Origin of the sequence: Mycobacterium paraffinicum (genome assembly GCF_025822865.1) — a bacterium.
Taxonomy (GTDB): domain Bacteria; phylum Actinomycetota; class Actinomycetes; order Mycobacteriales; family Mycobacteriaceae; genus Mycobacterium; species Mycobacterium paraffinicum.
In genome coordinates this window covers 45,054-66,375 of sequence record NZ_JACKUR010000033.1, presented here as the reverse complement: position 1 = coordinate 66,375, position 21,322 = coordinate 45,054, and the positions used below count along the sequence as shown (strand labels likewise).

At 69.7% G+C, this 21,322-nt stretch carries 22 protein-coding genes; 6 read left to right on the top strand and 16 right to left on the bottom strand.

Annotated elements, in window-relative coordinates; translation table 11 throughout:
- Positions 1-8: 8 nt before the first annotated feature.
- Entirely contained in the window at positions 9-1,175 is a 1,167-nt protein-coding gene (locus tag H7J89_RS22915) for a glycosyltransferase (RefSeq protein ID WP_264047033.1), read from the bottom strand.
- Positions 1,176-1,228: 53 nt separating this feature from the next.
- On the opposite strand from H7J89_RS22915, the gene H7J89_RS22910 reads away from it, so the two are divergent.
- Positions 1,229-1,660 (top strand): limonene-1,2-epoxide hydrolase family protein, encoded by a 432-nt coding sequence (locus H7J89_RS22910; protein WP_264047030.1) that lies wholly within the window; start codon positions 1,229-1,231, stop codon positions 1,658-1,660.
- Between the two features lie 4 nt (positions 1,661-1,664).
- On the opposite strand, the gene pspM is transcribed toward H7J89_RS22910, so the two are convergent.
- The 4 genes from pspM to pgsA form a co-directional block, all read right to left on the bottom strand.
- Positions 1,665-2,474 (bottom strand): phage shock envelope stress response protein PspM, encoded by an 810-nt coding sequence (pspM, locus tag H7J89_RS22905; protein WP_264047028.1) that lies wholly within the window; start codon positions 2,472-2,474, stop codon positions 1,665-1,667.
- Between the two features lie 10 nt (positions 2,475-2,484).
- The gene (pspA, locus tag H7J89_RS22900) at positions 2,485-3,309 is read right to left on the bottom strand and encodes a phage shock protein PspA (RefSeq protein ID WP_264047026.1); all 825 of its coding nucleotides are present in this window, start codon (positions 3,307-3,309) and stop codon (positions 2,485-2,487) included.
- A gap of 124 nt (positions 3,310-3,433) precedes the next feature.
- The gene (clgR, locus tag H7J89_RS22895; RefSeq protein ID WP_264047024.1) at positions 3,434-3,772 is read right to left on the bottom strand and encodes a transcriptional regulator ClgR; all 339 of its coding nucleotides are present in this window, start codon (positions 3,770-3,772) and stop codon (positions 3,434-3,436) included.
- 118 nt (positions 3,773-3,890) lie between these two features.
- Complete coding sequence (gene pgsA, locus H7J89_RS22890) at positions 3,891-4,490, bottom strand: CDP-diacylglycerol--glycerol-3-phosphate 3-phosphatidyltransferase (protein ID WP_082939154.1); 600 nt, start codon at positions 4,488-4,490, stop codon at positions 3,891-3,893.
- A 56-nt stretch (positions 4,491-4,546) separates the two neighbouring features.
- Between pgsA and H7J89_RS22885 the strand changes: the two genes are divergently transcribed.
- Complete coding sequence (locus H7J89_RS22885) at positions 4,547-5,062, top strand: amino-acid N-acetyltransferase (RefSeq protein ID WP_197505395.1); 516 nt, start codon at positions 4,547-4,549, stop codon at positions 5,060-5,062.
- A 16-nt stretch (positions 5,063-5,078) separates the two neighbouring features.
- Here H7J89_RS22885 and H7J89_RS22880 read toward each other — a convergent pair whose 3' ends face one another.
- Positions 5,079-7,562, bottom strand: a complete 2,484-nt coding sequence (locus tag H7J89_RS22880; RefSeq protein WP_264047018.1) for an FtsK/SpoIIIE family DNA translocase — start codon at positions 7,560-7,562, stop codon at positions 5,079-5,081.
- A 177-nt stretch (positions 7,563-7,739) separates the two neighbouring features.
- Between H7J89_RS22880 and H7J89_RS22875 the strand changes: the two genes are divergently transcribed.
- Genes H7J89_RS22875 through H7J89_RS22865 form a run of 3 tightly spaced genes read left to right on the top strand, consistent with a single transcriptional unit; the run spans position 7,740 to position 9,749 of the window.
- Positions 7,740-8,054 (top strand): putative quinol monooxygenase, encoded by a 315-nt coding sequence (locus H7J89_RS22875; RefSeq protein ID WP_264047016.1) that lies wholly within the window; start codon positions 7,740-7,742, stop codon positions 8,052-8,054.
- Positions 8,051-8,872, top strand: a complete 822-nt coding sequence (locus H7J89_RS22870; protein ID WP_066950641.1) for a mycofactocin-coupled SDR family oxidoreductase — start codon at positions 8,051-8,053, stop codon at positions 8,870-8,872. The genes H7J89_RS22875 and H7J89_RS22870 overlap by 4 nt, the downstream gene beginning before the upstream one ends.
- Before the next feature lie 4 nt (positions 8,873-8,876).
- Positions 8,877-9,749: an SAM-dependent methyltransferase gene (locus H7J89_RS22865; protein WP_264047014.1), complete on the top strand. Its 873-nt coding sequence runs from the start codon at positions 8,877-8,879 to the stop codon at positions 9,747-9,749.
- A 9-nt stretch (positions 9,750-9,758) separates the two neighbouring features.
- Here the strand turns inward: H7J89_RS22865 and H7J89_RS22860 are convergent, their stop codons facing one another.
- The 9 genes from H7J89_RS22860 to H7J89_RS22820 form a co-directional block, all read right to left on the bottom strand.
- Positions 9,759-11,435, bottom strand: coding sequence for a ribonuclease J (locus H7J89_RS22860; protein ID WP_264047011.1), 1,677 nt, complete (start codon positions 11,433-11,435; stop codon positions 9,759-9,761).
- Between the two features lie 19 nt (positions 11,436-11,454).
- The gene (dapA, locus tag H7J89_RS22855) at positions 11,455-12,357 is read right to left on the bottom strand and encodes a 4-hydroxy-tetrahydrodipicolinate synthase (RefSeq protein WP_264047009.1); all 903 of its coding nucleotides are present in this window, start codon (positions 12,355-12,357) and stop codon (positions 11,455-11,457) included.
- 80 nt (positions 12,358-12,437) lie between these two features.
- Positions 12,438-13,190, bottom strand: a complete 753-nt coding sequence (gene thyX / locus H7J89_RS22850) for an FAD-dependent thymidylate synthase (RefSeq protein ID WP_264047007.1) — start codon at positions 13,188-13,190, stop codon at positions 12,438-12,440.
- Positions 13,191-13,200: 10 nt separating this feature from the next.
- Complete coding sequence (locus tag H7J89_RS22845) at positions 13,201-14,256, bottom strand: restriction endonuclease subunit S (RefSeq protein ID WP_264047005.1); 1,056 nt, start codon at positions 14,254-14,256, stop codon at positions 13,201-13,203.
- A complete protein-coding gene (locus H7J89_RS22840) occupies positions 14,253-15,629 on the bottom strand; it encodes a class I SAM-dependent DNA methyltransferase (protein ID WP_264047003.1) in 1,377 nt (458 codons plus the stop codon). The genes H7J89_RS22845 and H7J89_RS22840 overlap by 4 nt, the downstream gene beginning before the upstream one ends.
- Positions 15,629-16,876 carry a winged helix-turn-helix domain-containing protein gene (locus H7J89_RS22835; protein ID WP_264047133.1) on the bottom strand — a complete coding sequence of 416 codons (1,248 nt, stop codon included), beginning with the start codon at positions 16,874-16,876 and terminating at the stop codon, positions 15,629-15,631. The genes H7J89_RS22840 and H7J89_RS22835 overlap by 1 nt, the downstream gene beginning before the upstream one ends.
- A gap of 18 nt (positions 16,877-16,894) precedes the next feature.
- Positions 16,895-17,596 carry a cell division protein DivIVA gene (locus tag H7J89_RS22830; RefSeq protein WP_264047132.1) on the bottom strand — a complete coding sequence of 234 codons (702 nt, stop codon included), beginning with the start codon at positions 17,594-17,596 and terminating at the stop codon, positions 16,895-16,897.
- A gap of 86 nt (positions 17,597-17,682) precedes the next feature.
- Entirely contained in the window at positions 17,683-18,180 is a 498-nt protein-coding gene (locus H7J89_RS22825) for a dihydrofolate reductase (RefSeq protein WP_264047001.1), read from the bottom strand.
- Positions 18,177-18,977, bottom strand: a complete 801-nt coding sequence (locus tag H7J89_RS22820) for a thymidylate synthase (RefSeq protein ID WP_264046998.1) — start codon at positions 18,975-18,977, stop codon at positions 18,177-18,179. The genes H7J89_RS22825 and H7J89_RS22820 overlap by 4 nt, the downstream gene beginning before the upstream one ends.
- A 263-nt stretch (positions 18,978-19,240) precedes the next feature.
- Here H7J89_RS22820 and H7J89_RS22815 point away from each other — a divergent pair, with 263 nt between their 5' ends.
- Positions 19,241-19,990, top strand: coding sequence for a dienelactone hydrolase family protein (locus H7J89_RS22815; protein ID WP_264046996.1), 750 nt, complete (start codon positions 19,241-19,243; stop codon positions 19,988-19,990).
- On the opposite strand, the gene H7J89_RS22810 is transcribed toward H7J89_RS22815, so the two are convergent.
- The gene (locus H7J89_RS22810; RefSeq protein ID WP_264047131.1) at positions 19,979-21,193 is read right to left on the bottom strand and encodes a glycosyltransferase; all 1,215 of its coding nucleotides are present in this window, start codon (positions 21,191-21,193) and stop codon (positions 19,979-19,981) included. The two genes, H7J89_RS22815 and H7J89_RS22810, sit on opposite strands and share 12 nt — an antisense overlap.
- Between the last annotated feature and the right edge of the window lie 129 nt (positions 21,194-21,322).

Genomic DNA, 21,322 nt, shown 5'->3' with positions numbered 1-21,322 from the left:
CCGCCCGATCATCCCGTCGGAGCGAGCGCTTCGTGGCACACCCGGACCGGATCGGCCACGCCGACGATGCTAGCGGCCGCGGCTCGGGCGGCCTCCCGATAACGGGGCGACGACAGCACCTCGTTCACCGCAGCAACCAGCGCCTCGGCGGTCAACGGCCGGATCAGCCGCCCGCTGCCCTGCCGGACCACCCGGTTCGCCATCTCCCACTGATCCCCGCCGCCGGGCACCGCGACCAGCGGCACCCCCGCCAGCAGCGTTTTGGCCACCATGCCGTGGCCACCGCCGCAGATCACCAGGTCGGCGTGGCGCAACAACTCGGCCTGGCTGCCGAGCCCGACCACCGCCCACGGCGGCACCTGCAGATCCGCTCCCCCCAGCCGCGAGACCACCAGCCGCGACCCGGCCGGCAGCGTCTCCCCCGGCCGCAGGTGAGCCAGCGCGACCTCCGCCACCCCCTGGGTGCCGGTCATCGCGGTCGACGGCGCGACCACCAGCACGGGTCCGGAGCCCGCCGGGATTTCCAGCACCCGGTCGGTCGGTTCGAAGTGCAGCGGCCCCACCAGCACGGCTTCCGTCGGCCAGTCCGGCCGAGGCACCTCGAGGGCGGGCAGGGTGGCGATCAGCCGCCGCAGCGGCCCGGGATCGCGGGCCGGCAGTCCGATCTCGACCCGCACGGTCGCGCGCTGCCGCAGGCCCGCGCGCCAGGACCGCGCGGTGAGCGCCCGCATCGTGGCGTCGCGGAGCCGGCCGCCAAGGCCGGTGCCCGGCGCCAGGCCGCTCCCTATCGGCGGCAGTCCCTTCGACGGCAGGTAGAGCGGATGCGGGTTGAGCTCGATCCACGGGATGCCCAACAGCTCGGCGGCCATGCCGCCCCCGGCGGTGATGACGTCGGACACCACCAGGTCGGGCGCCAGGTCGCGCAGCGCCGGCACGTTGAGGACGGCCATCCGCGCCGCGCGCCGATGGATTCGGGCCCCGGCGTCGGTGTCGTCGTCGGTGGCGGCCAGCCCGTCCAGCGGGGCGGCGTCGATGCCCGCGGCGCGGGCCGTGTCCACCCACTCGGCGCCGGTGAACAGCGTGGGCTCGTCGCCGGCGTGGGCGAAGCGTTGGCACAGCGCAATCGCGGGAAACGAGTGCCCGGGATCCGGCCCGGCGACCACGGCGACGCGCATCGGGCTTACCCTGCCACAGCGCGCCACCGAAACGCTCGCCTACGCTGGCACCCATGACCGAGCTGACTGGGACAACCGTTGCGAACACCCGCACGGTCGAGAGCTTTCTGAACGCCCTGCAGGATGCGGATTACGAGGCCGCCGACGCGGCATTGGACGACAACCTCGTCTACGAAAATGTCGGGCTGCCGACGATTCACGGCCGCGCCACGGCGATGAAGCTGTTTCGCCGGATGGACGGCCGCGCCGCCTTCGAGGTGAAGATCCACCGCATCGCCGCCGACGGCGGGGCGGTGCTCACCGAGCGCACCGACGCCCTGATCTTCGGCCCGTTGCGGCTTCAGTTCTGGGTGTGCGGCGTGTTCGAAGTCCACGACGGGCGAATCACGTTGTGGCGCGACTACTTTGACTTCTTCGACATGTTCAAGGCCACCCTTCGCGGCCTGGCCGCCGTGGTGCTGCCGTCGCTGAAAGCGACGTTCTAGCCCGCTAGCTGGCGCCGCGCAAGCCGCCGAGTTCGTCGAACGCCTGCGCCCAGCCGACCAGCCGGTCGGTTGCCCCGGCGAGCTCGGCGCGGTAGCGCTGCGAGGCGGCCAACTGATCGCCGTTGGCCGAAGACACCAATTGTGCTGCGGCGGTGACCATCTCGTTGTATTGACGGACGCCGGCGCTCAACTGCGCGGTGAACGCGTTGATGGTGGGCACCAGATATGCCCGCGATGATTCGCTGGACTGCGCCGCCCGCTCCATCGACACCACCTCCGCGGCGGTGGCCGCCATGGCCGCCGAGGTTTTGTTGGCCGCCGCCGTCAGGTCACGGATCTCGGCGGTCGGCAACATCGCGCCGCGTTCGATCACGTTCAGCAGCGAGAGGAATCCGCGTTCGGAGGCGCCCAGCGCGTACATGGCGGGCCGCGCCGCCGACCCGGGTGGCGGCAGCCGGCGCGCGTTCGCCGGGCGGGGCGTGGGCAGCGGCTCGGAGCGCAGCCACCGGTAGCGGAACAACAACAGCGTCGCCGGGATGGCCATGATGACCGCGACGGCGCCGGTGATCTCCAGTAGCAACGCGAACCATCCCCAGGCCGCCAGCAGCATCGTCACCAACGCCCAGAACACGCAGCCGGCGGCGAAGATCAGGCCCCACCGCAGCGCGCGACGCTGCCGCCGCAGCAGCCGCGCACGCGGATCCGCTGCGGCGCTGATCTTCTGGGCCACCAGATCGGAAAGGTCGGCGGCGGTGGCCAACCCGTGCCCCAGCAACGTGCGCCAGAACCCGCGCCGCGTCTCGCTCACCGCCACGACACCCGCGTTACTGGCCAAACGGCTTCTCGGTGACCGCGCCAGTCTCGGCGGACGCGGGCTTCGCCTCCGGGGTGGCCCCGGCGGCGGGTGTCCCGCCGGTCGGCAGCGCTTCGCCGCGCATCGACGCGCGGATCTGCTCCAGCCGGGAGTGACCGGCCATCTGCACCCCGGCCTGCTCGACCTCGAGCATGCGGCCCTGCACCGAACCCTGTGCGAGCTCGGCGGAGCCGATCGCGTTGGCGTAGCGACGTTCGATCTTGTCGCGCACCTCGTCGAGGCTCGGCACGTTGCCCGGGGCGGCGATCTCGCTCATCGACCGCAGCGAGGCGCTCACCTGTTCCTGCATCTTGGCCTGCTCGAGCTGGCTGAGCAGCTTGGTGCGCTCGGCGATCTTCTGTTGCAGCACCATCGCGTTCTGCTCGACCGCCTTCTTGGCCTGCGAGGCCGCGCTCAGCGCCTGATCGTGCAGCGTCTTGAGGTCCTCGACGCTCTGCTCGGCGGTGACCAGCTGGGCCGCGAACGCCTCGGCGGCGTTGTTGTACTCGGCGGCCTTGGCGGCGTCACCGGCCGCGGTGGCCTGGTCGGCGAGCGTCAGGGCCTGACGCACGTTGACTTGCAGCTTTTCAATGTCGGCGAGTTGCCGGTTCAGCCGCATCTCCAGCTGGCGCTGGTTGCCGATCACCTGCGCCGCCTGCTGCGTCAGCGCCTGATGCGTGCGTTGCGCTTCCTCGATGGCCTGCTGGATCTGCACCTTGGGGTCGGCGTGCTCGTCGATCTTCGCGTTGAACAGCGCCATCAGGTACTTCCACGCTTTGACGAACGGATTGGCCATGAGTGAGCTCCACCTTCGCTTTTTGGCCGGATGGTCCCTGGATGGGCCGTCGCTTGTCGCTCAATTTAGTGGGTCGGGGCCGATCGCCCTACCCCTGGCGCTGGATCGCCGCGCCGGACTGGGCTCAGGCGATCGCCAGGGACGCCACCGGCGGGATGACGACCTTCGTGCCGGCGTCGATGCTGGGACCGCGCGCCCCGTCCACGGGCGCACTGCGGGCCGCCCGTTCCTGGCCGGCCATCCGCTCGCCGGCGTCGGTGAGCACCGACGACAGCGGGACCCGCAACGCCTCGCAGATCGCGTTGAGCAGCTCGCTGGAGGGCTCCTTGCGCCCGCGCTCCACCTCGGACAGATACCCGAGGCTCACCCGCGCCGAATCGGACACCTCGCGCAGCGTCCGGCCCTGCGTCACCCGGGCCTCGCGCAGCACGTCGCCGATGACCTCGCGCACTAATGACGGCATTCCTGCCCTCCTTCGTCCAGTCAGCCCCGCTCGGCACGAAATCGACCGCGTCCGGCAGATGCTCACTACGTGAAACGCGGGCGGGGGGGTCTTGGTTCCCGTTCGGCGAGGAGGAAAATCAGTCGGTCGTCCGGCGCACTTCCCGAACGGTCGACACCACGTAGTCGATGCCGGTGACGATCGTCAGCACGATGGCCACACCCATCACCACCGCCGCCGTCACCCGGAACGGCCCGGCCAGCGGCAGGATGAACAGCCCGATCGCCACCGCCTGGACCACGGTCTTGACCTTGCCGCCCCAACTGGCCGGGATGACCCCACGGCGAATGACCGCCAGCCGCAGCACCGTGACCCCGAACTCGCGGACCAGGATCACGACCGTGACCCACCACGGGAGCTCCCCGAGCATCGACAGACCGATCAGCGCCGACCCGACCAGCGTCTTGTCCGCGATCGGATCGACGAACGCCCCGAATTCGGTCGCCATGCCGTAGTTGCGGGCCAGCAGGCCGTCCAGCCGATCCGTGATCGCGGCAACCGCGAAAATCACGAAAGCCACGATCCGGAAAGCGATCTCGTGACCGTCCTTGGCGAACAGCGCGAGCAGGAAGATCGGAACCAACACCAGCCGCAACAGCGTCAGCGTGTTGGCGAGGTTTGCGATATGGGCGCGGCCCGGCGGTCCCATCAACGGTCCCGTTTGCGGCTGCCCCGACACGGCAACAGAATAACTGTTGACCAGCGCACCCGTCCCCGATGCCGATACTGTTAGCCGTGACTGAAAGTCCGCAGGACTGCCGAGCGGTGGTTCGCCGCGCGCGAACGTCCGACGTCCCCGCGATCAAACAACTCGTCGACACCTACGCGGGGAAGATCCTGCTGGAGAAGAACCTGGTGACGCTGTACGAGGCCGTCCAGGAGTTCTGGGTGGCCGAATGCGGCGATGACGTGGTCGGTTGCGGCGCGCTGCACGTGATGTGGTCCGACCTGGGTGAGATCCGCACCGTCGCCGTCGACCCGGCGATGACGGGTCACGGCATCGGCCACGCGATCGTCGACCGGTTGCTGGAGGTCGCGCGCGAGCTGCAGCTGAAGCGGCTGTTCGTGCTGACGTTCGAGACCGAGTTCTTCGGCAAGCACGGCTTCACCGAGATCGAGGGCACGCCGGTCACCGCCGAGGTCTTCGAGGAGATGTGCCGCTCCTACGACATCGGTGTCGCCGAGTTCCTGGACCTGAGCTACGTCAAGCCCAACATCCTGGGCAACTCCCGGATGCTGCTGGTGCTCTAGCCCCGCGACCCGACGCTCAGTCGGCGTCGGGGCCGCCGCCGTCGGCGTCGCTGCCGCCCCGGATCAACGCCAGCGTTCCGGCCAGCTCGTCGGGCTTGACCAGTACCTCGCGCGCCTTGGATCCCTCGCTGGGCCCGACGATGCCGCGGGTCTCCATCAGGTCCATCAGCCGGCCGGCCTTGGCGAAGCCGACGCGCAGCTTGCGCTGCAGCATCGAGGTGGAGCCGAACTGGCTGGAGACCACCAGCTCGACCGCCTGCAGGAACACGTCCATGTCGTCGCCGATGTCGGGGTCGACGTCGGTGCGCTCGCCCGTCGGCTTGGCCGTGGTGACGCCCTCGGTGTATTCGGGCTCGGCCTGGTCCTTGCACGCGTTGACGACGGCGTGGATCTCCTCGTCGGTGATGTAGGCGCCCTGCAACCGCAGCGGCTTGCTCGCGCCCATCGGCAGGAACAGACCGTCGCCCATGCCGATCAGCTTCTCGGCACCGGCCTGGTCGAGGATCACCCGGCTGTCGGTGAGCGACGACGTGGCGAACGCCAGCCGCGACGGCACGTTGGTCTTGATCAGCCCGGTGACCACGTCGACCGACGGGCGCTGGGTGGCCAGCACCAGATGGATGCCGGCGGCCCGGGCTTTCTGGGTGATCCGCACGATCGCGTCCTCGACGTCGCGCGGCGCGGTCATCATCAGGTCCGCCAGCTCGTCGACGATCGCCACGACGTACGGGTACGGCCGGTATTCGCGCTGGCTGCCCAGCGGCGCGGTGATGGCCCCCAACCGCACCTTTTCGTTGAAGTCGTCGATGTGGCGCACCCGCGACGCCTGCATGTCCTGGTAGCGCTGCTCCATCTCCTCGACCAGCCACGCCAGCGCGGCGGCGGCCTTCTTGGGCTGGGTGATGATCGGGGTGATCAGGTGCGGAATTCCCTCGTACGGGGTCAGCTCCACCATCTTCGGATCGATCAGGATCATCCTGACCTCTTCGGGCGTGGCCCGGGTCAGCAGCGACACCAGCATGGAGTTGACGAAGCTGGACTTACCGGAGCCGGTGGAGCCCGCGACCAGCAGGTGCGGCATCTTGGCCAGGTTGGCCGAGATGAAGTCGCCCTCGATGTCCTTGCCGAGGGCGATCACCAGCGGGTGGTGGTCGCGACGGGTCGACGGCGCGGTCAGCACGTCGGCCAGCCGCACCATTTCGCGGTCGGTGTTGGGCACCTCGATGCCCACGGCGGACTTGCCGGGGATCGGGGCCAGCATGCGGACGCTCTCGGTGGCCACCGCGTAGGCGATGTTCTTCTGCAGCGCGGTGATCTTCTCCACCTTCACGCCCGGCCCGAGCTCGACTTCGTAGCGGGTGACGGTCGGTCCGCGGGTGCAGCCGGTGACGGCCGCGTCGACCTTGAACTGGGTGAGCACCTCGCCGATGGCGTCGGCCATGACGTTGTTGGCGGCGCTGCGCTTCTTCGGCGGGTCACCCGCCACCAGCAGGCTCATCGACGGCAGGGTGTAGGGCCCCTCGACGACGCGGTCGAGCACCTCGGTCTTCTTCTTGTCGCGGCGGCGGCTCTTCCCGATGGCCGGCTCCGGCGTGGTGGGAATGTCGTCCTCGTTGTCGCGCAGGGCCGGGGCCGCAGTCGCCCAGGCCGGCGGCCCGTCTTCGGGTTCGAGCGAACCCTCGTCGTAGAAGTCGTCGGAAAAGTCTTGGACCGCACCGGAATCCGCGTCGTCGTCATAGTCGTCGTAGTACTCGTCATCGCCGAGCAGCCGGGCGCCGAACATGGCGCGGACGGCGTCGGGCACCTCCCGGATGGTGGTCCCGGTCAGCAACAGCAGGCCGAACATGAAGCCGATGAACAACAGCGGCGCCGCGATCCACGCGGTCAGCCCGTCGGACAGCGGACCGCCGATGGCGAAGCCGATGAAACCCGCCGCGCGGCGCCGCGCTTCCGGGTCTTCCGGCGAGCCGGACCACAGGTGCCGCAGCCCGAGCACGGAAAGCGCGATCAGGGTGGCGCCCAGGATCAGCCTGGGTCGCGCATCGGGGTTGGGCTGGGTGCGCATCAGCGCCACCGCCACCGCCGCGGTGACGACCGGAAGCGCCAGGACGCCCGCCCCGATGAAGGTGCGCAACAGCGTGTCGACCCACGCGCCCACCGGCCGGGCGGCGTTGAACCACGAGCTCGCGGCGACCACGACGGAAAGGCCGAGCAGCATCAGCGCGATCCCGTCGCGGCGGTGCCCCGGGTCGATGTCGCGGGCCCGGCCGATCGACCGGGCCGCGCCGCCGGTGCTGCGTGCCGCCATCAGCCAGGTGGCGCGCAGGGCGCGGCCGCCGGTCAGCCCGGCTGTCACCAGCAGCGAGTGGTTGCGACGTTTGGCGGGCCTGCTCGGCCGCTTACGGGGCGCCGCCGGCCGCGCGCGACCCGACCCACTTCGCGAAGGGGCCTTTGACCTGCTCGTTCTGGCTTTGGAGCGGGCGGCGGTCTTGTTAGCCATGTCGGCAAGGGTAGTCGCACCGCCATCATCTGCACCACCCGCCACACTGGTAACGGTTTGGTCATGTGAGCCATCTGACGGGTTGGCCACCAGGCCGCGTGAGTAGGGTGACAACCGGTGATTTAGATAACAGAAGTCATGCGCGTCACCCACCCCGTAGCCCCAGGAGGCCCCAGCATGCCCGTCGTCGTCGTTGCCACCATGACCGTCAAACCCGAATCGGTCGACGCGGTCCGCGACATCCTCACGCAGGCTGTGGAGGAAGTGCACAACGAACCCGGCTGCCAGTTGTACTCGCTTCACCAATCGGGCGAGACCTTTGTCTTCGTCGAGCAGTGGGCCGATCCCGAGGCGCTCAAGGCCCACAGCACCGCTCCCGCCGTCACCAAGATGTTCACCGCGGCCGGCGACCACCTCGCCGGGGCGCCGGACATCAAGATGCTGCAGCCGGTTCCCGCCGGCGACCCGGACAAGGGTCAGCTCCGGGCCTGATGACGCGGCCCCTCGAAGGCAAGATCGCCTTCATCACCGGCGCGGCGCGCGGCCAGGGACGCGCGCACGCGGTGCGGCTCGCCGCCGACGGCGCGAGCATCATCGCGGTCGACCTGTGCGACCAGATCGCCAGCGTGCCCTATCCCCTGGCCACCGAGGACGACCTGGCGCAAACCGTCAAGCTGGTCGAGGACACCGGCGCCCGGATCGTGGCCGCCCGTGGCGACGTCCGCGACAGGGCCTCGCTGTCGGCCGCGCTGCAGGCGGGCCTGGACGAGTTCGGCCGGCTCGACATTGTCGTGGCCAACGCCGGAATCGCACCGATGCAGTCCGGCGACGACGGCTGGCGCGACGTCATCGACGTCAACCTCACCGGCGTCTACAACACCATCAAGGTGTCCATCCCGACCATGGTCAAGCAGGGCACCGGGGGCTCGATCGTGCTGATCAGCTCGAGCGCCGGACTGGCCGGCGTGGGCAGCCCGGACGCCGGTTCCGTCGGCTATGCCGCCGCCAAGCACGGCGTGGTGGGGCTGATGCGGGTATATGCGAATCTGCTTGCCACACAGTACATTCGGGTCAACTCGATCCACCCGTCCGGTGTGGAGACCCCGATGATCAACAACGAATTCACCCGGGAATGGCTGGCCAAGATGGCCGCCGCGACCGACACACCGGGCGCCATGGGCAATGCCATGCCGGTGGAGGTGCTGGACGTCGAGGACGTCGCCAACGCGGTGGCGTGGCTGGTGAGCGACCAGGCCCGCTACATCACCGGCGTGACGTTGCCGGTCGATGCGGGCTTCCTGAACAAGTAGTCGAATGGCACGAAATCCCGCCGCGCAGACCGCTTTCGGCCCGATGGTGTTGGCCGCCGTCGAACAGAACGAGCCACCGGGTCGCCGCCTGGTGGACGACGACCTCGCGGAACTCTTTCTGCCGGCGCCACTGCGCTGGCTTGTCGCGGCCACCCGGGCGGCCCCGGTGCGGCGCTTGATGATCCGCGGATCGGAGTGGACCGGCCGCGGCCTGTGGGCGAACCTGGCCTGCCGCAAGCGTTTCATCGGCGACAAGCTGGCCGAGGCGCTCGAGGGCGTCGACGCGGTCGTCATCCTCGGCGCCGGATTGGACACCCGCGCATACCTGCTGACGCGCCAAGTCCGCATCCCCGTCTTCGAGGTCGACCTGCCGGTCAACGTCGCCAGGAAGGTGAAGACGGTTCGGCGGGTGCTCGGTGGGCCGCCGATGTCGGTGCGGCAGGTGGCGTTGGATCTGGAGCGCGACGACTTGCTGACCGCCCTGGCCGAGCACGGCTATCGCACCGATTACCGGGCCTTCTTCATCTGCGAGGGGGTCACCCAATACCTGACCGAAGCCACCGTCCGCCGGACGCTGGAGGGTTTGCGCGCGGCCGCGCCGGGCAGCCGTTTGGTGTTCACCTACGTCCGGCGGGATTTCATCGACGGCACGAATCTGTACGGTACTCGCACGCTCTATCGCAGCGTCCGCCAGCGGAGGCAGTTGTGGCACTTCGGCTTACAGCCCGAGGCGGTCGGCGAGTTCGTCGCGGAATACGGTTGGCGTTTGCTGGAGCAGGCCGGCCCCGACGAACTCCTCGAGCGTTACGTGGAACCCACGGGTCGCAAATTGAAGGCGTCGCAACTGGAATGGTCGGCCTACGCGGAGAAGCTCTAGACCGGTGTCTCAGACCTCGATGACCGTCGGCACGATCATCGGCTGCCGGCGGTACACCTCGCCCACCCACTTGCCAACGGTGCGGCGCACGGCCTGGGCGATGCGGCCCGGATCGGTGATGTTATCCGCGGCAAGCAGTTCCAGCTCCGCCTCGACCCGGCGCCCGGCGGGCTCCAGGGCCTTGGGGTCTTCGGAGAAGCCGCGCGAATGCAAGTGCGGCGCGGCCACGGGGCGCCCGGTGCCGCGCTGGACGACGACGGTCACCGCGACGAAGCCCGACGACAGGATGAGCCGCTCCCCCAGCGTTATGTCGCCGACGTCGCCGCTGATCAGCCCGTCGACGAACATCTTGCCGACCGGCACCGCCCCGGCGATCGACGCCGTGCCGGCGACCAGGTCGACGCTGACGCCGTTCTCGGCCAACAGGATCGACTCCTCCGGCACCCCGGTGCTGGCCGCCAGCTTGGCGTTGGCGCGCAGCATCCGCCAGGTGCCGTGCACCGGCATGACGTTGCGCGGCCGCACGCCGTTGTAGAGGAACAACAGCTCGCCGGCGTACGCATGGCCCGAAACATGCACGCGGGCTTGGGCATTCGTGACGACGCGGGCCCCGATCTTGGCGAGGGCATCGATCACGCCATAGACCGCCTCCTCGTTGCCGGGGATCAGCGACGACGCCAGCACGATCAGGTCGCCCGCGGTGAGCGTGATGCTGCGATGCTCGCCGCGCGACATCCGCGACAGTGCCGACATCGGCTCGCCCTGGGTGCCGGTGGTGATCAGCACCACCCGCTCGGGCGGCATCATCTCGGCGGCGCCGATGTCGATCACGTCGGAATCGGCCACCCGCAGGAACCCCAGCTCCCGGGCGATGCCCATGTTGCGCACCATGGACCGCCCGACGAACGACACCCGCCGGCCCAACGCGACCGCGGCATCGATGATCTGCTGCACCCGGTCGACGTTGGAGGCGAAGCAGGCCACGATCACCCGGCCCTCGGCCCCCCGGATCAGGCGGTGCAGCGTCGGTCCCACTTCGCTCTCCGACGGCCCCACGCCGGGGATCTCGGAGTTGGTCGAGTCGCACAAGAACAGGTCCACACCGGCGTCGCCGAGCCGGGACATGCCGGGCAGATCGGTGGGCCGGCCGTCGAGGGGAAGCTGGTCGAGCTTGATGTCGCCGGTGTGCAAGACGGTTCCCGCGCCGGTGTGCACGGCGATCGCCAGCGCATCCGGGATCGAGTGGTTGACGGCGAAGTATTCGCACTCGAAGACGCCGTGGGTGCTCCGCTGTCGTTCGCCGACCTCGATGAACACCGGCTTGAGCCGGTGCTCACGGCATTTCGCGGCGACCAGCGCCAGGGTGAACTTCGACCCGACGACCGGGATGTCCGGGCGCAGCTTGAGCAGGAACGGGATGCCGCCGATGTGGTCCTCGTGCGCGTGCGTCAGCACCAGCGCCTCGATGTCGTCGAGCCGGTCGGAGATGTGGCGCAGGTCCGGGAGGATCAGGTCGACCCCGGGCTCGTCATGGGTGGGGAACATCACCCCGCAGTCGATGATCAGCAACCGGCCGAGATGCTCGAAAACCGTCATGTTGCGGCCGATTTCGCTGATGCCGCCCAGCGCGGTGACCCGCAACCCACCAGTGGCCAAGGGACCGGGCGGGGCGAGGTCTACATCCACTTACGGGCCACCCTTTGGCTCACCGGAGCACCGACGCCGCGCGCATATCGGCGGCCAGCGCGTCGATCTGCTCGGGCGACGCCGGCATTTGCGGCAGCCGGGGATCGCCGACTTCGATGCCCTGCAGGCGCAGCCCCGCCTTGGACATCGTCACGCCGCCCAGCCGGCTCATCGCGTTGCACAGCGGGGCGACGGAGACGTTGATCTTCCGCGCGGTGGCGATGTCGCCGGAAGCGAAGGCGGACAACATTTCTCGGAGCTGACCCGCGGCCACATGAGAGATCACGCTGATGAAGCCGGTGGCGCCCATCGCCAGCCACGGCAGGTTGAGCGCGTCGTCGCCGGAATAGTAGGCCAGCCCGGTCTCGGCGATGATCTGACCGCCGCTGTGCAGGTCGGCTTTGGCGTCCTTGATTCCCACGATGTTCGGATGGGCGGCCAGCGCGCGGATGGTCTCGGTCTCGATCGGGATCACCGAGCGCGGCGGGATGTCGTAGAGCAGCACCGGCAGTTCGGTGGCATCGGCGACGGCGGTGAAGTGCGCGATGAGCCCGCTCTGCGGCGGCTTCGAGTAGTAGGGCGTGACCACCAGCAATCCGTGGGCGCCCTCGGCCGCGCAGGCCTTGGCCAGCCGGACGCTGTGGGCGGTGTCATAGGTGCCCGCGCCGGCGATCACCCGGGCGCGGTCGCCCACCGCCTCCAGCACCACGCGCAGCAACTCCCGCTTCTCGTCATCGGTGGTGGTCGGCGACTCGCCGGTGGTGCCGGAGACCACCAGGCCGTCACACCCCGCGTCCACCAGATGGTTCGCCAGCTGTGCCGCGGCGCCGGCGTCGAGGGAGCCGTCGGGGGCGAACGGTGTCACCATCGCGGTCAGCACGGTTCCCAACCGGGCCGGGGCGTCGAATCCGACGGTGCTCACGGTCCTTAGGTTACCTGGCGGCGGCAAGCTATTTGGCAACGGCGCGGACGTGCGTTGCCGGGGCGGCGGTGACTGGAAACTCAGGCCTCGGTCGCCAGCGGGCTGGTGGCTACCTCGGTCCCGTCGGCCAGCGTCGAGATCTCGAAGTCGGCGAACACCGCGGGCACGGCGCCGGCGAGCTGGCGCAGGCACTCGATGGCCAGCCGCCGGATCTCCACGTCGGCGTGCTCGCTGGCGCGCATGGCGATGAAGTGCCGCCAGGCGCGGTAGTTGCCCGTGACGACGATGCGGGTCTCGGTCGCGTTCGGCAGCACCGCCCGCGCGGCCTGGCGCGCCTGCTTGCGGCGCAAGATGGCGTTGGGTCGGTCGGCGAATTTCGCCTCGAGCTTGGCCAGCAACTCGGCGTAGGTGGCCCGGCTGGCGTCGGCCGCCTCGGTCAGGATCCGGCGCAGTTCGGGGTCGTCCTCCATGCCCGGGGGCACGACGACTCGCGAGTCGCCCTCCGGCACGTAGCGCTGCGACAGCTGCGAGTAGGAGAAATGCCGGTGCCGGATCAGCTCGTGCGTAAGCGATCGCGAAATGCCGGTGATGTAGAACGACACGCTGGCGTGTTCGAGCACCGAAAAGTGCCCGACGTCGATGATGTGCTTGATGTACCCGGCGTTGGTCGCGGTCTTGGGATTGGGTTTCGACCAGCTCTGATAGCAGGCCCGGCCGGCGAACTCGACCAGCGCCGCGCCACCGTCGGCGTCGGTGGTCCACGGCACGTCCGGCGGCGCCAGGAACTCGGTCTTGGCGATCAGTTGCACGCGTAGCGGCGCGGTCTCGGCCACGGCGCTCACCTTAACGTGGCGGCCGTACCCGGAGCTCACCCGATATCAGCGGGGGCAGCAGCGCGTCGCGGACGGCGGACAACCGCGCGCTCTCGGTGCGACGTGCGTGGCACAGCGCGCCCAGGTCGGTGATCGTTTGCAGGGCCGGAGTCGGCAGGCGCCGGACGTCCGGGACCATAACGTCCAACAGGTCGCGCGGCTGGATCCGCTGATGGCTCCCCGAAGTCCCGGCCACCCGGCGTTGCAGCCGTTCGGAGACGTCGGGTTGCCGAACCGCCGACCACAGGGCCGAGGCGTCGACGCCGTTGGGTTTCAGGACGACGAACTCGCTGCTGGCCACGGCCATCTGCGGCGGCAGGCCGACCACGTTCCAGATTCGCGGAATCCGGGGATTGAGCTTCGCGAACAACACGCACGGCTCCGACAGCAGGAACTTGCCGCTCCTGATGGACTCGCCGCGCACGGCACGGGGCTGCGCCCCGTCATCGAAGGCCGGAAGGCTGAAGTGCGCGACGACGTCGTCGAACTCGGCCACGTTGAGGAACGCCGTCGACCTGTCCGCCAGGCTGGACAGCGGCACGCGTTCGCGGGCCGACTCCGCGATGGCGACCATCACGTTCTCGGCGGTCTCGATCACTCGTTCGTTGGCGGACACTTTGTCGTCGAGGGAGCCGAGCAGTTCGGCGATCGCCTGGCGCTGCGGCGCGCCCACGCTGCGCACCGCGACGTCACGCAGGATGCGCTGGCTGAGCAGCGGCTGCCCCGACCCGGAGCGGTGATCGCCCAGCCGGCAGGTTTGCAGCGCGTAGTACCAATACCGCGTCTCGCGTGGGTCTTTGGCCCGGCATACCAGTGCGTTCTCGGTGACCCAGACGTCGGAATCGCAGTACCGCAGGCTGCCGCACCGCGACCCGACGCGCCCGAGGACGATCAGCGGGCCGGCCGCGTTGTGTTCGGCCGTGTAACCGATGGCCCCGTTGGCGCCGTAGACGGGAAAGCGTCCGCCCGGCGCCGGCGGCGGCGCGCCGGTGCTGAAAGCCAGGTGGTCACCCAGCGCGGTGGTCACCGTAGGCGCTCCAGTTGTTGGCGCACAACGCCTTCCAGGCGTGCGGAGTCGTCGAGCGCCGCGAGCAGGTCGCCGGTCAGCCGGGCGATCTTCTGCTCGACCGGCTCGCCGTCGCCCTCGGGGGCGGGCGCCCCGACATAGCGTCCGGGCGTGAGCGGGTAGCCCGCCGCGGCGATGTCGTCGAGCGACGCGGAGCAGCAGAACCCCGAAACATCTTGATAGGTAAGACCTTTCGCGGCAGCAGATTCCGATCCGCGCCACGCGTGATACGTGTCGCCGATGCGGACGACCTCCCGGTGCGTCAGCGCCCGCTCGGTGCGGTCCACCAGGTAACCGAGCCCGCGGGCGTCGATGAACAGCACCTGCCCGGACCGCTTGCCCTTGTCGGTGTCGAAGAACCACAGGCACACCGGAATCGACGTGCTGCGGAACAGCTGGCCGGGCAGGGCGACCATGCACGACACCAGGTCCGCGTCGACGATCCGCGCGCGGATCTCCCCTTCCCCGGCCACGTTCGACGACATCGAACCGTTGGCCATGACGACGCCGGCCTTCCCACCCGGGGCCAGTTTGGACAGGACGTGCTGAATCCACGCGTAGTTGGCGTTGCCCGCGGGGGGGACACCGAAGCGCCACCGCGGGTCACGCTCGTCGCGGGCCCAATCCTTGATGTTGAAGGGCGGATTGGCCATCACGTAATCCATCTGCACGCCGGCGTGCTGGTCGTCGCGGAACGTGTCACCCCACCGCGCACCCAGCCCGGAGTCGTCGATGCCGTGCACGGCGAGGTTCATCTTCGCCATCCGCCAGGTCTGCTCGACGCTTTCCTGTCCGCAGATCGTGATTCCGGCGGGGTCGCCGTCGTGTTCGGCGATGAACCGCTCGGTCTGCACGAACATCCCGCCCGAGCCGCAGCACGGGTCATACACCCGCCCGCCCGAGGGTTCCAGGACCTCGACGAGCACGCGGACCACGCTCGGTGGGGTGAAGAATTCGCCGCCGCGGCGCCCTTCCGCGCGCGCGAAATTGCCCAGAAAGTACTCGTACACCTCGCCCAGCACGTCCCGGGCGTGGCCACGCTCACCGAGTCGCGCGGTGTCCAGCAGGTGTAGCAGCTCACCCAGGCGGTGCGGGTCGAGGTGGTTTTCGTACAGCCGCGGCAGCGCCGCGGCCTCCAGCGCGTCGTCGACGAGCCGGCCGATGTCGGGCGATTCCGCGTTGTGCACCAACAGCTTCCACTGCTCTTCGAAGGCATGCTTGAGGAACACCAGCCCGAGGACGACGTCCTTGTATTGGCCGGCCGATAGGGAGCCGCGGAGCTTGTTGGCCGCTTTCCACAGCGTGTCTTTGAGCTCTTTGTCCGTTGCCCGCATCAGCCGGCCGCCCGCAGATCGGCGGCCAGGTCGCCCCGGGTGGCGACGCTGAACCCGCCAAGTTCCAGCCACGACGCCATCGACTGCAATTCGCCGGCCAGCGCCTCGACGACGCGCGGTCGCGGCACGCCGGGTTCACCGAACGCGCCCACGACGCGCAGCGTGTCGGCGGCCCGATCGGCCTTGAGGTCGACCCGCGCCACCAGTCGCCCGTCCATCAGCAGCGGCCACACGTAGTAGCCGTATTGGCGCTTGTGGGCCGGGGTGTAGATCTCGATGCGGTAGTGAAATCCGAACAGCCGCTCAACCCGGGGCCGAAAGAAGATCAGCGGGTCGAACGGGCACAACAGCGCGGTGCCCCGGTCGGCGCGGGGCACCGCGCGCCCGGTGCGCAGATAGGCCGGCGCCGGCCAGCCTTCGACGTCGACCCGCTCGATCTCACCCGCGGCCACCAGGTCGGCGACCGCCGGCTTGACCTGCTGGGCCGACAGCCGGAAGTAGTCGCGGATGTCGGCCTCGGTGCCCACGCCGAGCGCGGTGGCCGCCCGCAGCGTGAGTTCCCGGACGGCCTCCTCGTCGTCGACGTCGCGCTCCAGCACGCTCGCCGGCAGCACCCGTTCCACCAGGTCGTAGTGCCGCGCGAAGCCCACCCGGGTCGCCGTGGTGAGCACGCCGGCCGCGAACAGCGCCTCGGCGACCCACTTGGTGTCGCTGCGGCTGCCCCACCAGCTTCCTCTGGGCCCGCGCGGTTCGGCCGCCAGATGCGCTTCGATCTGCCCCGCGGTGCTGGGGCCGAGTTCGGCGACGGCGGCGACGATGTCATCGGCGAGCTGGGGATTGGCCTTGACGATGTGGACGCCCCAGCGACCGTGCCGGTACTGGCGCATCCGCCAGCGCAGCAGCGGCCAGTCGTCGACGGCCATCAGCGCGGCCTCGTGCGCCCAGTATTCGGCCAGCAGCCGCGATGCGCGCGGGCCCCAGGCGGCACGGTCCAGCACGTCGCGGTCGTAGGGGCCAAGCCGGCTGAACACCGGCGCGTAGTGGGCACGCACCGCGACCGAAACCGAATCCAGTTGCAGCACTTGGATTCTCGATATCAGCCGCTTTAGGTGGGCGCGGGTGATCGGACCGGCGGGCCGTGGCTCGCTAAAGCCTTGGGCCGCAACGGCGATCCGTCGGGCTTGCGCGGCCGACAGCCTGGGGGTCCGGATCGACACGGCGCCGAGAATACCGCTCGGGTGCGACAGCGCCCCGCCGCGACGCGGCTAGCCCGTGCTGACTTTCCCGTCCAGCGGCACCGCGACGCTCGGCTCCGGCGCGTTCTTCTGCTCCTGGTAGGCCGACTCGAGAGCGGCCGGGACCGCTTCGAGGTCGCGGTACACCCCCATCAGCTGCTCGAGGACGTTGATCCGTTGCTTGATCGCCTCGTCCGCCGCGCGCCGGGCCTGCTCGCGATAGTGATCGGCCTCGCGCTGGGCGTCGCGCCACGCCTTGTCGATCGCCGCTTCGGTCTCGGCACGCATCCCGGCCAGTTCGGCTTCGAGCTGCTTCTTGGCTTCCTCGTAATCGGTTTCCATGGCTTTTCGCTGCTCGGCCATCGCCGCCAACTCCTCTTCGTGCTTTCGCTGCGCGGCCTCGACCTCGGCCTCGGCCGCTGCGATCAGCGCGTCCGCCTCGCTCCGCGCCTCGGCCTGCATCTCGGAAACCTCCTCGACCGCGCGTTGCAGCATCTTCGCCATCCGGCGCTGCACCGCGTGGGGTGAGGGTGAGGTGTCGGTGAGGACGGCGACCTCCTTGCGCAGCGCGGCCGTTTGGTCGCCGGCTTCCTTCAGCCGGGACCTCAGGCTCTCGACATCGTCGAGCAACAGCTGCTGCTTGGTGGTCAACATCTCGATGTGGGCATCGACCGCGGCCGGGTCGTAGCCCCTGAACATGCGAGTGAACGCTTTCGTGGGTTCGGTTATCACTGCCAATTCCCCCTCCTGGCAACGTATGGTGACGCGGAGAGACCGACCCCCGCGTCCGAGTATGTCACGGGCGCGGAGTCCAACGCCTATGCCCGACGGTAGCTGTGCAGCCGGTACCGCAGCCCCGTGCGACTGACCTGCCAGTCCCCCGTCTCACCCAGCCAGGCGTCGTCGAGCACAGGCGCCAGCGCGTCGTCGTCGTCGCGCCGCAGGTCGACTTCGACCTCGGTGACCTCACACCGCGTGGCGTGGGGCAGCGCGAGCAGATAGACCTGCTCGCCACCGATCGCCCACGTCTCGGGCTCGGTCTCGGAACCGGCAAGAGCCGCCTCGAGCGACCCGACGACCTCCGCGCCGTCGGCCACGAAGTCCCTCCGGCGCGAGAGTACGACATTCCTGCGACCGGGCAGCGGCCGGACCTTGGCAGGCAGCGACTCCCACGTGCGCCGGCCCATGATCACGGTGTGGCCGATGGTCAGCTCTTTGAAGCGGGCCAGGTCCTCGGGAACTCGCCACGGGATGTCGCCACCACGGCCGATGATGCCCGACGTCGACTGCGCCCACACCAGGCCGAGGTCGGTCATACAGCGACGGGGGCTTTGATCGCGGGGTGCGGGTCGTAGTTCTTCACGACGACGTCGTCGTAGGTGTAGTCGAAGATCGAATCCCGGTGTCCCAGTACAAGTTCCGGGTAGGGCCGCGGGTCGCGGCTGAGCTGGGTGCGCACCTGCTCGACGTGGTTGTCGTAGATGTGGCAGTCGCCGCCCGTCCAGACGAACTCACCGACCGACAGGTTGGCCTGGGCGGCCATCATGTGGGTGAGCAGCGCGTAGCTGGCGATGTTGAACGGCACACCGAGGAAGAGGTCGGCGCTGCGCTGATACAGCTGGCAGCTGAGCCGACCGTCGGCCACGTAGAACTGGAAGAACGCGTGACACGGCGGCAGCGCCATCTGCGGGATCTCCCCCACGTTCCACGCCGAGACGATGATGCGCCGCGAGTTCGGGTCGGTGCGCAGCAAGTCCAGCGCCGCGGTGATCTGGTCGACGTGCTCACCCGTCGGCGTCGGCCAGGACCGCCACTGCACGCCATAGATCGGCCCGAGATCGCCTGTCTCGCTTGCCCATTCGTCCCAGATGGTGACGCCATGCTCGTGCAGCCAGGCGACATTCGAGTCGCCGCGCAGGAACCACAGCAACTCGTAGATGACCGACTTCAGATGCACCTTCTTGGTGGTGAGCAGCGGGAAGCCGGCCGACAGGTCGTAGCGCAACTGCTGGCCGAACAGGCTGCGGGTCCCGGTGCCGGTGCGGTCGGCCTTGGCCGTGCCCCGCTCGAGCACCAGGCGCAACAGGTCCTCGTAGGGCGTCGGGATCGGCACGCGGCCAGCTTAGCGGCGATCGCGAGCGCGGCGAAGCCGGGCGCGGCGGGTCGACGCCATAGATCCCGCGGCGATCGCGAGCGCGGCGAAGCCGGGCGCGGCGGGTCGACGCCATAGATCCCGCGGCGATCGCGAGCGCGGCGAAGCCGGGCGCGGCGGGTCGACGCCATAAAACCCGCGGCGATCGCGAGCGCGGCGAAGCCGGGCGCGGCGGGTCGACGCCGAAGAATCTAGCTCTCAGGGCCAGGAGTAGAACGGGTTTCATGCCGAACATCATCGACACCATCGCCACCGCTGACGGGACCTGCACCGTCCACCTGTTCACCCCCGATGGTCCGGAATCCCAAGTTCCGTGGCCCGGCGTGGTCATGTACCCCGACGCCGGCGGATTGCGCGACACCTTCGAACAAATGGCGGCCAAACTGGCCGGATACGGCTACGCCGTGCTTCTTCCCGACGTGTACTACCGCAGCGGCGAGTGGGCCCCGTTCGACATGGCCACCGTGTTCGCCGACGAGAAGGAACGCAAGCGGCTGTTCGGGATGATCGGCAGCATCACCCCGGACAAGATGGCCGGCGACGCCGTCGCCTTCTTCGACTACCTGTCGGCCCGGCCGGAGGTGTCCGGGGAGCGCTTCGGCGTGTGTGGCTATTGCATGGGCGGCCGCACGTCCCTGGTGGTCGCCGGCCGGGTGCCCGAGCGCGTCGCCGCCGCGGCGTCCTTCCACGGCGGCGGCCTGGTGACCGACACGGCGGACAGCCCGCATCTGCTGGCCGACCGGATGCGCGCGACGGTGTATGTGGGCGGCGCCAAGGATGACGCGTCCTTCACGCACGACCACGCCGAGCAGCTCGACAAGGCGCTGACCGCAGCCGGCGTGCAGCACACCATCGAGTGGTATCCGGCGGCCCACGGGTTCGCGGTTCCGGACAACGCGCCGTACGACCCCGCCTCGGCGGAACGGCACTGGCAGGCCATGACCGAGGTCTTCGCTTCCGCGTTACCGCGCTAACCCGTCCAGCAGCAGCGTCGCGGCCACCGCCGCGCCGTCGGTGCGGATCTTTGCGGCCACGGCACTCGCCCGCGCACGGATATCCGGCGACAGGGCCGTCTCGAGCGCGGCCGCCAGCGACTCGGCGGTGGGCGCGGGACCGCCGTGCGCGACACCGATGCCCAGGTCCGCCACCCGTCCGGCCCAATAGGGCTGATCGGCCCCCTGCGGCAGCACCACCTGCGGCGCGCCGGCCCGCGCGGCGGTGGTGGTGGTGCCCGCGCCGCCGTGGTGCACGACTGCGGCGACGCGGGCGAAGAGCGCCTGGTGGTTGAGCTCACCGACGGCGAGGCAGTCGTCGCGGTCGTCTATCGGGGCCAGGCCGGACCAGCCGCGGTAGAGAATCGCCCGGCGGTCCTGGGCGCGGACGGCCTCGACGACCGCCCGGGAAAGGTCGGTCGCGGCGCGCATCGGCATGCTGCCGAACCCCACGTACACCGGCGCCGGACCGGCGTCGAGGAACTCCGCCACGTCGGCAGAGAGGGGACGTTCGTCGGGCAGCAGCCACGCCCCGGTCTGGACCACGTCGAGCCCGCTTCGCTCCGGCCACGGGCCCAGCGTGGGGTCCGCCGCCAGCAATGGACGCTCGGTGACGGCGTAGTCGCGGATGTCGCCCACGGGCGGCAGGCCGAGTGACGCACGGTGGTCGTTGAGCGTCGCTCCAAACTGCGCGTTCATGTGCTGGGCGTCCCTCCGCCACAGCACCCGATTGTCGATCAACCCCGGCGGAATCTGGCCGGCATACGTCGGGGGCAGGTGGTGCGGCGACGGCAGGATGGTCGGTTGGTAGCTCACGTAGACGTAGGGAATGCCCAGGCGCTCGGCCACCGACCGCGCGCCCGCCGCGACCGGTGGGAAGCCGGTGGCCACCAGCAGGTCACATCCGTCGGCCGCGGCGGCCACCAGGTCGAATTGCGCGGCAACCAGCCCGTCGAGGTGCCGGCGGAGATCGTCCTCGGACGGCGTGAGGCCGGCCGCCATCGCACGCCACGAATCGCCGAATGGCACCAGCGGCAGACCGATACCGGCCAGCAATTCCGCGAATTCCTGGTCCGGCGGCGCGCACACCCGAACCTCCGCGCCCAGTGCCCGCAACTGAACCCCGAGCGCCGCAAGCGGTTCCACCGCCCCGCGCGAATCGTGGGTGGACAGCAACACACGCATTCCGACGTTCTTCACCTCCGGCGTGCGGTCGGCCACCTCGTCGCCCACCGCGGACGGACACCTTCGCACGAAAGGGCGGCCCGTGGCCCGCGTCGACCCGCGAGGAGATCCCCATGACGCCGCGAATAC